At 60.1% G+C, this 16,649-nt stretch carries 11 protein-coding genes; 8 read left to right on the plus strand and 3 right to left on the minus strand.

Going from position 1 to position 16,649, the window contains the following annotated elements; all coding sequences use genetic code 11:
* Positions 1-5 precede the first annotated feature (5 nt).
* Together ccsA and EOHIBHHM_RS24835 are read right to left on the minus strand one after the other, a co-directional pair.
* Complete coding sequence (gene ccsA / locus EOHIBHHM_RS24830; RefSeq protein ID WP_497259645.1) at positions 6-2,417, minus strand: cytochrome c biogenesis protein CcsA; 2,412 nt, start codon at positions 2,415-2,417, stop codon at positions 6-8.
* A complete protein-coding gene (locus EOHIBHHM_RS24835) occupies positions 2,414-2,884 on the minus strand; it encodes a thioredoxin family protein (protein WP_497259647.1) in 471 nt (156 codons plus the stop codon). The genes ccsA and EOHIBHHM_RS24835 overlap by 4 nt, the downstream gene beginning before the upstream one ends.
* 666 nt (positions 2,885-3,550) lie before the next feature.
* Here EOHIBHHM_RS24835 and EOHIBHHM_RS24840 point away from each other — a divergent pair.
* The 3 genes from EOHIBHHM_RS24840 (at position 3,551) to EOHIBHHM_RS24850 (ending at position 8,683) form a co-directional block, all read left to right on the plus strand.
* Complete coding sequence (locus EOHIBHHM_RS24840; protein ID WP_497259649.1) at positions 3,551-4,654, plus strand: hypothetical protein; 1,104 nt, start codon at positions 3,551-3,553, stop codon at positions 4,652-4,654.
* 1,787 nt (positions 4,655-6,441) lie between these two features.
* Complete coding sequence (locus EOHIBHHM_RS24845) at positions 6,442-7,524, plus strand: glycerol dehydrogenase (protein WP_497259651.1); 1,083 nt, start codon at positions 6,442-6,444, stop codon at positions 7,522-7,524.
* A gap of 190 nt (positions 7,525-7,714) precedes the next feature.
* A complete protein-coding gene (locus tag EOHIBHHM_RS24850) occupies positions 7,715-8,683 on the plus strand; it encodes an IclR family transcriptional regulator domain-containing protein (protein ID WP_497259653.1) in 969 nt (322 codons plus the stop codon).
* Positions 8,684-8,707: 24 nt separating this feature from the next.
* On the opposite strand, the gene EOHIBHHM_RS24855 is transcribed toward EOHIBHHM_RS24850, so the two are convergent.
* On the minus strand, positions 8,708-9,835 hold the full coding sequence (locus EOHIBHHM_RS24855; RefSeq protein WP_497259655.1) for an ABC transporter ATP-binding protein: 1,128 nt from the start codon (positions 9,833-9,835) through the stop codon (positions 8,708-8,710).
* 232 nt (positions 9,836-10,067) lie between these two features.
* Here EOHIBHHM_RS24855 and EOHIBHHM_RS24860 point away from each other — a divergent pair, with 232 nt between their 5' ends.
* The 5 genes from EOHIBHHM_RS24860 to EOHIBHHM_RS24880 all read left to right on the plus strand — a co-directional run bounded on the left by EOHIBHHM_RS24860 (position 10,068) and on the right by EOHIBHHM_RS24880 (position 16,632).
* Positions 10,068-11,336, plus strand: coding sequence for an ABC transporter substrate-binding protein (locus tag EOHIBHHM_RS24860; RefSeq protein ID WP_497259657.1), 1,269 nt, complete (start codon positions 10,068-10,070; stop codon positions 11,334-11,336).
* A 16-nt stretch (positions 11,337-11,352) separates the two neighbouring features.
* Entirely contained in the window at positions 11,353-12,270 is a 918-nt protein-coding gene (locus tag EOHIBHHM_RS24865) for a carbohydrate ABC transporter permease (protein ID WP_497259659.1), read from the plus strand.
* Positions 12,270-13,115: a carbohydrate ABC transporter permease gene (locus EOHIBHHM_RS24870; RefSeq protein ID WP_497259661.1), complete on the plus strand. Its 846-nt coding sequence runs from the start codon at positions 12,270-12,272 to the stop codon at positions 13,113-13,115. Before EOHIBHHM_RS24865 ends, EOHIBHHM_RS24870 begins: the two co-directional genes overlap by 1 nt.
* Positions 13,115-13,768: a hypothetical protein gene (locus tag EOHIBHHM_RS24875; RefSeq protein WP_497259663.1), complete on the plus strand. Its 654-nt coding sequence runs from the start codon at positions 13,115-13,117 to the stop codon at positions 13,766-13,768. Before EOHIBHHM_RS24870 ends, EOHIBHHM_RS24875 begins: the two co-directional genes overlap by 1 nt.
* 95 nt (positions 13,769-13,863) lie before the next feature.
* A complete protein-coding gene (locus EOHIBHHM_RS24880) occupies positions 13,864-16,632 on the plus strand; it encodes a glycoside hydrolase family 2 protein (RefSeq protein WP_497259665.1) in 2,769 nt (922 codons plus the stop codon).
* Positions 16,633-16,649 lie beyond the last annotated feature (17 nt).

Below are 16,649 nucleotides of genomic sequence, written 5' to 3' on the forward strand. Positions count from 1 at the left end.
TGGTATCACTCTGAGATGGTCGGTTCGGGGTCTGTACGACGTGCTGTTTCGTCTACCGTTTCGTCTCGTCTACTCGTGGTCGCGATTCCGTACTGTGGGTCGTACGCCAAGATGAGACTCATCCCGACGAGAAGCGTCACGACGCTCACTCTGATGGGCGTCATGAACGGGATCCGTTTGACCGTAATGGAGGCCTGACCGTCGCTGACACCGGCGATGACGTACGTGTCGACGATCGGACCCCGATCGATGATGACGTCGCGGACTTCCATGCCACTCTGCTTTAGGTACTCACGCTGGCCCGCAGTTCCCGTGACGACCTGCTGACTGTCACGATAGACTGCGAGATCGACCGTCGTCACCCGCACACGGGCGGGGTCGACGCTCGCAGGTGGGTTCGCGGGCGTACCGACGTTGTTCGGACCGGTGAGCACGACCGCATCGGTCTGCGGGACGTAGTTCTGCATGACGACGCCGCGTGCAACGAGCGTCTGTCCCTCCTGCGGAGAGAACGAACTCACGTTCTCTCCCGTGACGCCCAGCCAGAGACCAGAGTTGTCGAGTTGGACGACCGTCGCTCGGTTTCCGTTTCGGACGTTCGTCACCGTCCCGTGGACGGTGAGAACCGTCTCGTTCACCGCCTCACCGCGGGCGAGCACCTCACTACTCGACTGGGCGTACGTCGACGGATCCGGGTTCTGAGGCAGTTCCCGTTGCTGCTGATCGAGGACACGAAGGGAGTAATCGGAGTCGGGAACGTCCACCGTCGACCCGGCGGTACCTCCTGCTGCACTCGCGATGACCGACGCCTGTGAGGCGAGCATGTAGGTGAACGGCAACGAGAAGAGAAGCACTGCAACGGAGACGTGAACGAGCGTGACGCCGATCTCTTTGCGACGAGCGTCGCTGTTCGTCGCTCGCGTGAACCGTTCGTATCCGCGTTTTGTCACCGTTATGAGGACGTACGCGACGGGAGGCACGATCGCGAGCGCACTCACCTGCGTCATCAGCTGGTAGATGAGGGCGTCACCGGAGCGGGCCGTTCCCAGCTGCCACGCAGACGAGGGAGCGATCGCGGCACCCACGAGCGTCGCGACCACGGCGATACCGAACGCGACGAGACTCCGACGTTTTCCCTCGACGTCGAAGTCCATGTACAACCCCAGCAAAAGGAGTGTCGCGATCACCACCGGGAAACTCCAGAGGTTGTAGTACCGCGATTCGACAGCCACTTCGACACCGGTCGTCGCGTTCCGCAGAAGCGGGAACGTGAGTCCCCAAAGCGAGATGAAGGTGAGCAACCCGAACACGAGTACCGCGGCGTGGAGTAGCGTCGACCGACTGAGCGGGGGGATGTTCGAGTCGTCGCTCGCGTCGTCTTGGACGCGAAGCCAGTAGACGAACGGGAGTCCGACCCCCAAACCAACCGTGAGCACCATCAGAACGAGGAGCGAGAAGCCGATGCCGCCGGACGTAAACGAGTGGACGCTACGGAAGACGTTACTACGGACGACCGACGTCGTGTAGACGACCTGTGCGAGGGTCGTCGCAGTCATCGCCGGTGCGAGGACGGTATACCGTCTCCCGGGCTGGTAGTTCGTAACTGCGTGGAGCGTCCCAGTCAAGAAGAGCCACGGGATGAGAATCGCTGTCTCGACTGGGTCCCACGCCCAGAGCCCACCCCAGCCGAGGACAGTGTAGGACCAGAACGCACCGAGTGCGACCGCCGCCGTGAGAAAGAGCCACGAGACGCGGAGCCAACGAATAACGCTCCCTTCCCACGCGTCGTAGATCCCGCCTTCACCACGTAACGTCGACACGAAGTGTGTCACCCCAATCGCGAACGGCATCGTGAGCAACGCGTAGCTCACGAACATGACCGGTGGATGGATCGCCATGAACGGATCGACGAGAAGCGCGTTGAGCCCACTGCCCGTCTGCGGCGTCACACCGGCTGGAATCTCGTCGACAGCCGACCACACCGAAGCGAACGGACTCTGATCGAACAGTAGCCCTGCGAGATACGTTACGAACCCGACGACGACTGCCTGAACGAGTTTGGTCGAGCGGTCGTCGAACCCACGGGTCGAGGCGACCCACAGCGAGATAACGCTCGCAATCGCTGCCCAGAGAAGAATCGACCCCTCGTTCGCCGCATAGACGCCAGTCACACGGTAGAGAAGCGGGAGGTAGTCCGCCGTGTTCTGCCAGACGTACGCGTTCGTGTAGTCGGTGACGACAAACTGATACGTGAGATACGTGAGCGAGACGACGAGCGCGAGACTCGTCGTCGCAATCCCCCACTCGGCGTATCGAACGTATCGGTCGGTTCCCCGCAGGTAGTCCAGTAGTAACGCGACTGTCGTACCGGTACCGCTCAACAGCGCGATACCCAGAAGAGCTGTACCAGCGTTCATGATTCTGCTTGCCGCTGGGAACGTTCGAGATACGTTAGAAAGTCGTCTCTCGGGGCGTATCCCGGAAGTCTCGTGACCTGTTCACCGTCCGCCGTAACAGTGACGTGCTGTGGCGGATAGCTCACGCCGTACTGCTGACGCAGTTCCGTCGCAGCGGAACGATCACTGTCGAGATTGATCGCCAGCAGGACGAACTCGTCCAGTTCGTCTTGTACCGTTGAATCCGAGTACACCTTCTCGTTGTAATCCTCACAGTAGGTACACCAGGTCGTCCAGAAGTAGATCAGGATCGGCTTGTCCTCTGCAGCGGCCGTCTCCTGTACCGCTGTCGCGTTCGTCTGCCACTTGGTCTCTCCATGGTAGGAGTACGATTGATCACTCTGTACTGGGGCTGCATTCATCGAATAGTATCCCACGCTCAACACAAGAGCAAAGAACGCAAGCGTGAGAACTTTCCGGGACTCCATTGAACAATATTGCCATCCCATGGGCGTATAAATCTTGTCCATGAGGGTTTGAGAGACAAGAGAGTCGTGTACAGAATTGCTACTTTTGGATAACTCCCACGTGTCGTGCACGTGGGGTTTGCACTACTGCTTGCACGACTCTGCCCGGTCGTTATCGCCGACCAGCCGATCGGCGGTGCTCACTATCTATTAGATTTGACGTTTTAAACTGTGGACATAAGGGGATGCTTCGACCAGTGGGACTCAGCTGACTCGGACCTCCTTACGGAGGATCAAGGGGAAAGCTCCACTCTTCAGGGCGGAGAGGATGTCAACGGCGTTTTCGCGGTGGTGGATTGTCGCCACGCACTATCGGAACGAGCGTCCGTCATCACTCGTCCGACCGCCCGACAGCACCCGGTCGGGCGAGTGACCAGTTGGACGGGCTACGATACCATCGAGCAGATTAGACGAACACTCTCCTAAACCGACTGTTAATCGCTAGGCTGGACCGTCACGAGGAGTCGGTTACTGAGAGCGCCTGTCCGAACAGACCGTTCGAAGCGAATGTTCTTTCCAACACATATTCTATATAAAAATACACTTTATCGCCGGGGTGGAAACGACTAACTAAGACGACATTTGTCGATGTCTGTGACTGTCGGGAACTCCCGGCTGGAAGTGCCAATGTTCAGTAAATACGGACACAGGATGCTCGTCGTCTTCGTCGTCGCTACCGTCGCTCTGAGCGGTCTCGCAGGGGTCGTCGCAGCGCACGACGACTATCAGCACAGCGATGACAAGAAGCACGACAACCACAAGAAGAACAAAGCTGACCAACAGCAGCGAAACCACGCAGAGGAGTGGGCAAAACAGACCGGATGGGACAACGAGGCCGATCAAAGCCAGAAAAACGACCAGGACCAGAAAACGAGCCAGCGCGGTTACAGAGGTTCCGCTAGCCAGACTCAGTCCAGCAGTCAGGCCGTCGGCCAGAGCCAAGACGGGACGGACAACGACCAGGAACAGCGACAGAGCGTCAGGCAGAACGAAGACCAGCACCAGAGCGGAGTGAAGAACGATCAGTCGCAGGACCAGGATTCCATCGAGTCCGCCGAACAGGTCGCTTCCGGCGACAACATCGACCAGGAGCAGTCCCAGGGTGTGACGCAGAACGCTGCACAGGAGCAGGACGGCAAGCACAACGACCAATCGCAGGAACAGGCTGCGACTGCCGAGGCCAGCCAGGCCGCCCACGGCGAAGATATCACTCAAGACCAAGAGCAGGACATCCACCAGGACGCCAGCCAGTCGCAGGACGGGAAGCACAACGACCAGAGTCAGACGCAGAACGCAGCGGCGACCGCCGGACAGCACGCCCGCGGTGACGACATCGACCAGGAGCAGTCCCAGACGATCGACCAGTCCGCCGAGCAATCGCAGGACGGGAAGAACAAAGACCAGCACCAGTCACAGGACGCATCCGCGACGCAGGTGCAGGTCAGCTTCGCCGGCATCGGTGGCATGGGGATGCAAGGCGTCTCCGTGAACCACGAATCGACAGACGGCTCCTCTTCGGACACTGCCCACACCGCCGCATCGGCGATGTGCACGGACACGAAGTGCTCCGACAGCGAGGCCTCGATGTCCGGGTCGAGCAGCGACAAGACCGCCGAGTCCAACTCCGAGACCAACTCCGGATCGGGCTCCAGCGAGATGGAGCAGGAGGTCAGCGTCAGCAGCGACGACGGTGACTCCAACACCACGGTGGAACAGCGTCAGGAACGCTAATCACAGCAGTTCCGAGCTCTCCTCTCTGGATATCGACTCCCACCATCTTCTTATCGACTCTCGGACGCGAATCAGACGCTCGATTCGACGCGCAGGACGATGGGCGTTCCATTGCAGGCTATCCGACCGGAGCACAACAGCGCGACACAGCGTGCGTTCCCTGTGGGAGATCGGTTCCGCCCGGCCAGCCAAAGTGCCGGGTCTGCCTCAGGCACCACCTTGATCGTCGGACGAGCAGTGACACTCGGACACCGAGGTATCGTTCCTTCACGCCGTTGGCTATTCGTCGAGTCGTCGGCGTACTACGTCCCGGTCGCGAACGGAACCGCCGCAGCGAGACTGCTTCCAACGAACGGGCCCGACCGTGCCGTCGACGAGTGCCGGCTCATCTACGACTTCGGCGAGGCGCCTGCCGCACAGCTGACCGACGACTGGCTAGCACTCTCCGATGTGGTTCGAATGTCACATATTTTCTTAGACTTCTACCGTCTTACTCGACGTACTACGGCTGTAACTACCCCGATGATTCTTCGATGAGGTACTCGACTCGATTACTGGGTAGAGCGCCTTCTTAGAGACAGGCTTGCTAATCAAATAGATTCTACCCACGGACGACATGTGCGAATCACAGCAGTTCGTAGAATACCATCTCTTTGTCGTTTTGGGCTTAATTTTCTCAAACAAAGGAGTTCACCGTTCGATAGTTGGATTGATCTAATGTCGATCTCTCGGTGGGTTCGTGTCTGTAGTCTACGACGTGCACGTCGATTTACCTTGCACGATATCGTCTAATTTATTGTATCGGCATTCGGAGATAATCTCCCACGACCCGAGCCCATTTCTTTCGCACGAGAAGTACGATTCGGGGGTGTGCGACGCCCTCCCGTTGTCGAGTCCGATTGTGCTGGACCGGTTACCGCTTTCGACGCTTGGAGTCGTTGGATCGACTGACGCTCACGCACTACGGGTGACGGACACCGTGTAACTACGGTAACGAGTGCACGTCGTCATACACCCGAGCGGCCGCTGTCGTGCGATCGGGTGTGTAAACAGGTGCACGAGCGACTATAGACTGACGCTACGCCGCTACTGTCGTAGTCGACGAAGCGCAGACCCGAGACGACCTGAGAGTACTCACCAAACCAAAGTCGACAGCCTTCGACGGAGGGGAATTTCGTCACCCCGACTTCACACGAGACCTGGTCGCCCGGCGTCGGCCTTTTACACGTCGCAGAAGGAGCCACCGTCGTGAGAGGCCGGACTGCTGTTAGCGCAAGTCACCCTGTTCGTGAGACGAGGCAGACTCACCACCCCTCGTAGACTGACCCCCTCATTACAACAATATGTCTGTAATGACCATCGAGTGCGACCCACAGCTCACTACAACGAGAGAGTTGGAACGTCCACCGGCACGAACCGTGAGAGTGACACCTCGATCGCGGCCGTTCACCCATCTGTGCGCTCACATGCTTCTCGTTCTTGCTCGTCCGTGCACATTCTCGTGTCCGTTTCGATCGACTGTCGTCATTCAATAGAGTCGATCTCCACTTCTGGCAAAGCACCGAGTTCGAACTGAACCGAACGGACGTGAAAGCACCACAGACGCCAGCGACGAGACCACGTGACCGTGATGAACGGTACACAGTCGACGATGGCTCTTCTGCCTTCCTTACGGTGATCCGAGTCAGCGCTTCACGTTGCGGGCGGCAGTTCGACGCAGCGTCAGTTGACCGTAGCGCAGTAATTACTTGGAAAGATTATTCAGGTTAGCGTCGGTATCAATCCGTATGCCTCGAACGTTTGCCTCGCCCGCCCGGTACGTCCAGGCGGCAGATGCCCTCGGCGATCTCGGCCGGTTGTCGAGACAGCACGGCGACTCGACGCTCGTCGTCGCTGATAGTGACGTGTGGGAGATCGTGGGTAAACGGGTCCAGTCCAGTTTCGACGACGTCGACGGGACGCTCGAACATGCGCTCTTCGGTGGCGAGTGTACGACCGAAGAGATCGACCGACTCACCGAACTCGCAGCGGAATCGGGCGTCGAAACCGTCGTCGGGGTCGGGGGTGGGAAAACGATCGACACCGCGAAGTCGGTCTGTGCCCGTCGTGGTGTCTCGTTCGGTTCGGTACCGACGGTTGCGTCGACGGATTCACCCACGAGCAGTCTCTCTATCGTGTACGGGGACGACGGTGTCTGGGAAGCGGCAGAACAGCACGAGTTCCATCCGGATTTCGTCCTGGTCGACACTCGAGTCGTCGCCCAAGCACCGACCCGATGGTTCGTCTCGGGGGTCGGTGATGCCCTCGCAACGTGGTACGAAGCCAAGACGACGTGGGAGAGCGGAGGAACGACTGTCTTCGGTGACCACCCCACGTACACCGGGAAGGCACTCGCAGAGACCTGTCACAGACTGCTCCGAGCCCACGCCGAAGGGGCCGTTCGCGCCGTCGATGCCGACACCGTCACCGAAAGTGTCGAAGCAGTCACCGAGGCGATCGTCCTGTTGAGTGGTCTCGGCTTCGAAAACGGGGGGTTAGCGGCGGCTCACGCAATTCACGATGGGTTGACCCGATTGCCGGCGGCATCCGGGGCGACACACGGTGAGAAGGTGATGATCGGTCTCTTGGCGCAGTTGCTGCTCGAAGGGGAGACTGACGACACCGTTCGTGACCTCGTCTCCTTTGGACGCTCGGTCGGCCTTCCAACCTCGCTCGCAGAGATCGGTGTCACGTCCGCCTCTCGTGAGGAGTTACTTCAGGTCGGTCGCGTCGCGTGTAGTGCTGACGGACCGATGGGAAACGAACCCATCGACATCTCACCAGAGCGCGTCGCTGACGCCCTCCTCGCCGTCGACTCGGTCGTCGAATAGCTGGTTCTCACGGGAGCATTACATGGCTAAAACCGTCAACCAGCCGTCGCGGGTCACTCGTGCTAACTAGCGGCAGACTCCTGTTCTCCTATCTGAGAGATGGCGACGATTTGTTCTCTTTGTGTGAACAGACACGCTGACCGTTCTCAGTAGCAGAAGATATTAGTAAGATAACCCGCATTGAGAACCTATGACAACCGACCCCGACGATGGGAACGCACCTCGGACAGTGAAAACAGTCGAAACGTCGTTCGAGATCCTCGAGCAGCTAGAAGAGCACGAGCAAGTCGGTGTCACTGAACTGGCAGAGATGGTAGAGATATCGAAGAGCGCCGTTCACCGGCATCTCACGACGTTGGTCAACCGAGGTCGCGTCGTGAACGTCGACGGGTACTATCGTTCGGTTTCACAGGGCGTTCACGGGATCGAACCGACAGTGGAGGTAATCGAAGTGCTGAACGAGAAGAAGACCGCGACGGCCGACGAAATCGCAGCGGAAACAGGTCGCTCGAGAGCGACGATCGTCGCCTACCTCGACAAGCTGGAACAGGCCGAGTTCGTCGTCAAACAAGACGATCAGTACCAGAACGGCCTGAAGTTCCTCGACATCGGAGAGCGAGTGAAGTACAACACGGGGATCTTCGACATCGTCGCAGAGGAACTGGACAAGCTGGCTGAGGAAAGCGGTGAACTCGCCCTTTTCAGCGTGATGGAGCACGGGCAGAACGTGCTTCTCTACAAGGCGCACGGGGACGAAGCCATTCGAACGTCCCACGAGACGGGCTTGCGTGAACCGATGCACTGCAGCGGCCTCGGGAAGTCGATCCTCGCCGAGCTTCCGGACGAGCGTGTCCGAGAGATCGTAGAGCGACACGGACTCGAACAGTACACAGAGCACACGATCACCGACCTAGACGAACTCCTCGCCGAACTCGACGAAACCCGAGAACGTGGCTACGCTGTCGACTTGGAGGAGGCCAAACCAGGAATGCGGTGTATCGCTGCATCGGTCACCAGCGAGAACAGCCCACTCTACGGTTCGGTCAGCGTGGCGGCCCCGAAGAGTCGGATGCACGGCGAGCGGTTCGAACACGAGATTCCAGAGCTCGTCAAAGGGACGGCAAACGTCATCGAACTCAACTCGATATACGTCGAATAGAAGAACGACGGTATTCTCGTGGAACTACGACGTCGATTCGACTGTACGCCTGTCGGTCTGCGCTAAGCGACCGAACACGTTTCGCTTCGACTCCGCGTCGAACAGGTGCATATCGGCCTCGTCGAAGGTGATGTACACCGTCTCCCCGACGGTCGGTTTCACGCTCGCAGGGACGCGAACCGTGACCTCTTGCCCCTGCACGGTGGCGTAGATGTAGTTGTCGCTCCCGACCGGTTCGACGACGTCGACCGTCGCTTCGATCGAATCGTCGCTTCGAGTGTCTGTGATGGCGATGTCTTCGGGACGAACACCGAGAACGAGATTCGACGAGGTCGTCGATTGGCGTACCTCGTCGCCCAGTTTCTTCGAGATGACGTACTCGAACCCGTCTCCACTGAGTGACGACCCCTCCAAGACGACGTCGAAGAGGTTCATCGCCGGACTTCCGATGAACTCTGCGACGAACAGGTTCGCCGGTCGGTTGTAGATCTCTTCGGGGGCACCCACCTGCTGGATGTGCCCCTCGGCGAGGATGACGATCCGGTCGGACATCGTCATCGCCTCCTCTTGGTCGTGCGTGACGTAGATCGTGGTCGTCCCGAGGTCGTCGTGAATCCGCTGGAGTTCGGTCCGCATGTGCATCTTGAGCTTCGCATCGAGGTTCGACAGCGGCTCGTCCATCAGGAAGACCTCGGGTTCGCGAACGATGGCACGACCGGTGGCGACACGCTGCTGTTGACCACCAGAGAGGTTCGCCGGCTTCTTGTCTAGGTGGTCTTCGATGCCGAGCATGGTCGCTGCTTCCTCGACACGTTGCTTGATGGCCTCCTTCGAGAGGTCCGTCGTCAGCCGCAGTCCGTACGCCATGTTGTCGCGGACGGTCATGTGGGGGTAGAGCGCGTAGTTCTGGAACACCATGGCGATCCCCCGATTCTGTGGCTGTACGTCGTTGATGACGCGGTCACCGATACTGATCTCACCGCTGGAGATGCTCTCGAGTCCGGCAATCATCCGTAGGACCGTCGACTTCCCCGACCCCGACGGCCCGAGAAGTGAGACGAACTCACCGTCGTCGATCTCTAAGTCGACGTCTTCGACGGCGAGGACGTCCCCATACATCTTCTTCACGTCGCTAAAGGTCACTCTGCTCATGTGCTACCGAGTCATGTTTTCGTCATATCCCATATATGCTTTTCCCTAATAATTGTGATATTTGCGGCGCGGTGTCGGTTGCGGCGGCGGAGTCGGCGTTCACACGGCTACCACAATCGAGAACGGGGACATGACAAACGGTGACAAAAACTATTAAGAACATGGTTCACAGTGGTATCTGTTGATGGCTCGCAAGCAGCAAGCAGCGACTCCGTCGAGTAGACGTAGTTTTATGAAACTAGCTGGCGCGGCAGGGATTGCTGGACTCGCAGGCTGTACTGGTGGCGGCGACGGCGGCTCCAGTAACGGCGCGAGTGCAGGTGGTGGGTCTGGCGGCACGACCACGCTTCAGTACTGGACGCTCTTCTCGGGGGGCGACGGTGAAGCGATGAAAAGCCTCGTCGACCAGTTCAACGAGGAACACGACAGCATCCAGATCAAGCGCCAGCGGCAACCGTTCGAGGAGTACTACGACAAGCTGTTCACCTCGATGACCGGAGGGAACGCGCCGGACCTCGCGGTGTTCCACACGACCGAGATTCAACGGTTCGTCGACGCGCTGCAACCGCTCGGCGACCTCGTCAGCGACGGCACGGCCAGCGCGTACGTCGAGTCAATCTGGAAGGAGACGGAGTTCGACGGCGACCGACTCGCACTCCCGCTGGACACGCATCCGAACGGCCTCTACTACAACAAGGACATCTTCAGGGAAGCCGGCTTGGACCCGGAGAGTCCCCCGACCACCTTCGAAGAGCTCAAAGAAGTCGCGAGTACGATCGAGTCGGAGACGGACAAACTGGCGTTCAGCCCCGACCCGTACAATGCGTACTACGTCCGGCAGTTCATCGCGTGGCAACAGGGACGTGGTGGCCAGTTCCTCAACGAAGACAAGACGGAAGCGATGTTCGGCGGCGAGGACGGAACCGCGTTGGCGCAGTTCTACTCCGACATCACCAACGAGTGGAACTGGGACAAGGCCGACGCGACGATGGACCGGGGGACCAAAGCGTTCCGAGCCGGTGACATGGCGATGACCATCAACGGGACGTGGTACTTCGGTGTGCTCCAGCAGCAAGATTACGACTGGGGCATGACGAAACCGTTCGTCGCACCCGAACAGACCCAGAAGCGGACGTGGGCGAACAGTCACACGCTCGGCGTTCCGAACAGTGGGAAGAACACGGAAGCCGCCGTGAAAGCAGCCGAGTGGCTGACGCAGAACAGTCTCACCTGGGGGACGGACGCCGGTCACCTCCCCGCTGCGAAGCAGACGCTCAACTCCGACGAACTACAGAGTGCGACTGTCTGGAACAAGACGCTCTCGACGTTCTCGGAGATGGCGCAGGACAGCCAGCTCTCGTACATGCCGAGCACGAAGAACAACGAGAACTACAAACGGCCCGTGAATCAGGCGATATCGCAGGTCTACTCCGGACAGCTCGATCCGGCGAAAGCGATGAAACGAGCGGCCGACGAAGTGACGAAGAACCTGCAGGGGTGACGGGACGGAGCTAACTATGGCAACGAAAGATACACAAAGCGTGTCGAGTCGACTCCGAGGAGTCGATCTCGCCGACAAGGAGACGCGTGACGGTGTGTTGTTCGCCCTCCCGTACCTCCTGGTGTTCTCGGTGTTCCTGCTGTACCCGTTGTTGAAGGGGTTCTACATGAGCCTCTACGACTGGAACGCCTTCGCACCTTCGCAGTCGGAGTTCATCCTGTTCGAGAACTACGTCAGGATGCTCCAAGACCCGACGTTCTGGAAGGCCGTCCGTGCGACGGTGTTCTTCGTGGTACTCACGGTTCCGACGTTGGTCGTGCTCGGACTCGCTATCGCCCTTGGAGTCAACCAAGACGTCAAGGGGAAACGGTTCCTTCGAACCGTGTTCTTCAGCCCGTACGTCCTGACTGTGTCGGTGGTTTCGCTCGTCTGGGCCGAGCTGTACGCTCCCGACTACGGTCCGATAAACTACTACCTAGAGTTTATCATGAGCAACCCACCGTCGTGGCTGAACAGTTTCAGTTTGGCTATGCCGGCCGTCGCGCTCGCGACCATCTGGTGGACTGTTGGATTCAATTTCGTTATCCTGCTGGCCGCTCGTCAGGGGGTTCCAGAGCGACTGTACGAAGCCGCACGGATCGACGGCGCGAGCACCTGGCGAGCGTTCAAGGACATCACGCTCCCGCAGATGCGGTCTGCGATCATGTTCGTGACGACTGTTCAGTTCATCGCTTCGTTCCAGATCTTCGGACAGGTCTACATCATGACCGACGGTGGACCGGGCAACTCCACACAGACCCTCGTGATGTACTTGTTCCGGATGGCGTTCCGTGAACAGGAGTTCGGCTATGCGGCCGCGATTGGGTACTTCCTGTTCTTCGTACTGGTTGCTGTGTCACTGATCAACTACAAGTTCATCGGAGGTGACGACTGATGAGTACGACAACTCCCTCACGACTGACGCCACGTCTCAAGACAGTCGGCCTGTACGTGTCGCTGTACGGAGCGGCAGCCTTGTTCATCGTTCCGTATCTGTACATGCTGTCGACGTCGCTGAAACCCGCACAGTTCGCGTTCTCCCAGCAACCGTACTGGATACCTCCGGAAGTCTCCTTCGAGTGGTACCAGGTTGTGATGGAAGGAGCGCCGATGGTTCAGTGGTTCCTCAACACGCTCGTCATCGCCGCGTCGACGACGATCCTCGTCGTCGTCCTCGACTCGATGATCGCGTTCTCGTTGACCAAGCTCGACTGGCCCGGCAAGCGCATCGTCTTCAGCGTCATTATTGCGAGCTTCATGGTGCCGATCTACGCGAACATGGTACCGCTCTACACCATCATCTCGGAGTTCGGGCTCGTCAACAGCCCACTCGCAGTCATCCTGCCGTTCAGTGCCATCCCTATCGGGGTGTTCCTGTTCACGCAGTTCTTCCGCGACCTGCCGGACTCCGTGATCGAAGCGGCGAAGCTCGACGGGTTCAACACGTTCCAGATCTACGCTCGCATCGTCCTCCCGTTGATGAAGCCAGCCATCGCTGCGCTCTCGCTGTACACCTTCGTCTACACGTGGAACCAGTTCCTCTGGCCGCTCATCGTCTTGCAGGGTGAGTCGTCGTTCACCCTCCCCGTGGGGATCGTGACGATGCAACCGACGCAGGTCTTCCAGCCCGGCGCAGAGATGGCAGGAACGCTCTTGGCGGCTGCGCCGCTGTTCATCGTGTTCCTCATCCTGCAGGAGCACCTCGTGAACGCCGTCCAGATGCAGGGGACCACAGGATAATGACGAACGAACAGTCTCCTACCGAGACAGCCCAGTCGGCTCACAAGCGGACCTTCCGCTTCGTCTACCGCCACAGTCTGGAACTCGTGGCTGTCAGCGTCGTGTGGTTCGTCGCCTCGCTTCCGGTAGTGACACTCGGACCGGCAACGCTCGGTGCGTACGCCGCAGTCCGGTCGCTTCGACAGACGGGCCACGTCGATCGCACGTACGTCGCGCGGGCACTCCGCACGAACGGTATCCACGCAGCCCTGCTGAGCTTCCTCCCGCTCGCGTTCGTCGTGTCGGCGACGCTCTATCTCGGCAGCGGTGGCGGACTCGGCGGCTTCGAGAACGTTGCAGCGGTCGTCGGCATCTACGTCGGCGGCTACCTCGGCGTGGCGCTGATCCCGACGTTCTACGCCATGGCCGACGGAGAAACACCGCTCGCGTCGCTCAAACAGGGGTACGTGTGGGTCGCCACGAAGCCCGCATCGACGGTCACGCTGGCACTCGTCACCGGGACGCTGTTCGTCGTGACGGCACTGATGACGGTCGGATTCGTCCTGCTGTTCCCAGCACTGACGATCTCCTACCACGTCGAGGTGCTGGCGGACGAGCCAGCCAGAGGTCAGGGAGCCGACACACCGACGGGAAGACCGGAAGCGCTCGCCTGAACCCCCTCGCCTCGTACCTGTATCGATACGAAGACTCATACCGACTTGGCAGAAACTGAGAGTACATCGCGGCACGAGAGTACACAACACAACGAATGAAGCTCAACAACGCGCAGAACACAACAGTAGGTCGCACGTCTCGCTCACTGAACGGGGAGTGGTCTCTCCGTCTCGACGACGGCGGCGTCGGCACGACCGAAGAGTGGCACCGTACCGCCCCGTGGGCGACCGACGATCTCCTGACGGTCTCGGTCCCCCACGCGTGGCAGGAACACGACGAACTCGCAGACTACACTGGCGTCGTCTGGTACCGACGCACCGTTTCGATCGACTCGCTCCCCGAGGGCCAGCGAGCGATTCTCCGGTTCGGTGCCGTGGACTATCACGCGACCGTCTACGTGAACGGGACCGAATGTGGCGACCACCGTGGTGGCTACCTCCCCTTCGAGGTCGACGTCACGGACGCGCTCGAAGCGGGTGAGAACGTCGTCACCGTGAGGGTGGAAGACCCCGAGGACATCAGTGAGATTCCGCACGGCAAGCAGGGCGATCCGTGGTACAAGCGGGTGAGTGGGATCTGGCAGGACGTCACGCTCGAAACGCGCCCGGCAACGTACGTCGAGAACGCCGCAGTGACACCAAACCTCGACACGGACACCGCAACGGTCGACATCACGACCGTCGGCGACTCGTCGACCGATTCACCTTCGCTCACGGCGACCATCAGTGTCGAACGGGACGGCTCCGTCGTCACCAGCGTCGAAACCGACGTCTCTCCCGACGACACGACCGCGGTGTCCGTGCCCATTCCGGACGCCGAGTACTGGACTCCCGAGAGCCCCGTCGTCTACGACTTCGAGATTCAACTCGAAGACGGGACTGGTGCCGTCGACGTGTACGAGGACTACTTCGGCATGCGGACCGTCGGAGTCGAGGATGGCACGTTCAAACTGAACGGTGAGCCGCTCTACATCCGTGGAGCGCTCGATCAGGGGTACTACCCCAAGACGCTGTACCGACCGTTCGAAGAAGGGTTGTTCGAGCGCGAGATCCGCACTGCGAAGGAACTCGGGTTCAACCTCCTCCGGAAACACATCAAGCCTGCCCACCCCGACTTCCTCGAACTCGCAGACCGCCTGGGGATGCTCGTCTGGGAGGAGCCTGCGAACCCCGCCCGCTACACCGAGCGCTCTAAGCGCGAGGTTCGCGAGCAGTTGCAGGCGCTCATCGAGCGTGACTTCAACCGACCGAGCGTCGTCATCTGGAGTCTCTACAACGAAGAGTGGGGGATCGGCCATCAAGAAGACGAGCAGTTCATCTGGGAGGACGAGGAGAAACAGGCATATCTCGGCGAACTGTACGAGACCGCGAAACGCTGGGACCCGACCCGACTCGTCTGCGACAACTCGGGATGGGCCCACGTCGCGACGGACATCAACGACTACCACCGCTACTTCGCCAGCCCCGACCGCGCTGCCGCCTGGGGAGACGACCTCGACGGCATGACCGCCGACCCTGCGGGGAACTACGCCGCGGAGTACACCGACCCCGAGTCGTCACCCATCGTCGTCTCGGAGTTCGGGACGTGGGGGCTCTCCGATACCGAGGCGCTCGAGGAGTTCTACGGCGGCGAACCGGACTGGTACACCCACCCGTTCTTGACTGCATCGGACGAGGAGGTGAACGAACGGCAGGTCCACCTCGAATCGAACCTCCGTTCACCCGCCGGTTTCAAGAAGCGTCTCGAAGAGACGACGCTACTCGATACCTTCGAGGACGTCACTGACCTCGCAGAAGCGTGGCAGTGGCGGGAGTATCTCTCCGTGAAGGACCTCATCGAACAGATGCGGATCCACGACGGCATCTCGGGGTACATCATCACCGAGTTCACCGACATCGAGTGGGAGTTCAACGGGATCCTCGACTACCGCCGCGCCGAGAAGACGTTCCACGACGAGTTCGCGGCCATCAACAACGAGCTGTTGATCACCGCAGAGCCGACATCTCACGTCGCCTGGGGTGGCGACGACGTCGACGTCGAGATCACGGTCGTCAACGACGGACGGCGAGCCCACACTGGGACGGTCGAGTGGTCGCTCGTCGTCGAGGAGACCGAGGAAGTCGTCGACGGTGGCAGTCTCGACGTCGGTGTCGATGCGCACGCCAAATCCCGGACGCGAACGGTTACAGTGACAGCACCGACTGTCGACGTCTGCGAGCGCTGTTCGCTGCAGGTCGCGTTCACCACCGAGACGGCGACGGCGACGAACGACGAGCCGGTGACCGTCGTGAGCGCGGCGCGGACTCCGAGCCGCGATCTCACGGTCTTCGTCCAGGAGAACTACGTCGCAGACCGCCTCATCGGCTCCTGTCACGACGTCACCCGAGAGCTGAGCGACGAGGTCGACCTCGCAGTCGTCTCGACCTTCGATGCGGCGGCTCGTGGCTTCGCCGAGGCTGGGGGGAGAGTTCTGCTCGTGCCACCGGCGCACGAACCTGCACCGATAGACGACCTGTTCGACTACCGCGAACTCCCACCCGGGGAGAACTGGAACCTGTGCTCTGCGCTGTTCGCACACGACTCTCCGCTCATCTCGGATGCAACCGGGAGCAAGCGACTCGACTGGGCCTTCGAGGGGCTCTACCCGAACGCGCTGGCGACAGGACTGGACACGGACCGCGACGAAATTCACGTCGAGTACGTCGAAGGGTGGATCGCCAACTGGGGGAGTCCGCTCGTGACGCGAACTGTCGGTGAGGGGGAGGTCAGTACGTCGACCTTCGCGCTCGGGGAGGGATACGGCGAGCATCCCGTCGCCACGCTCCTACTGGACCGACTCGTCGACCGTCTCGCCCGCGACTGACCTGCGGCATCCGAAAA

Source organism: Halogranum roseipondis (genome assembly GCF_059695585.1).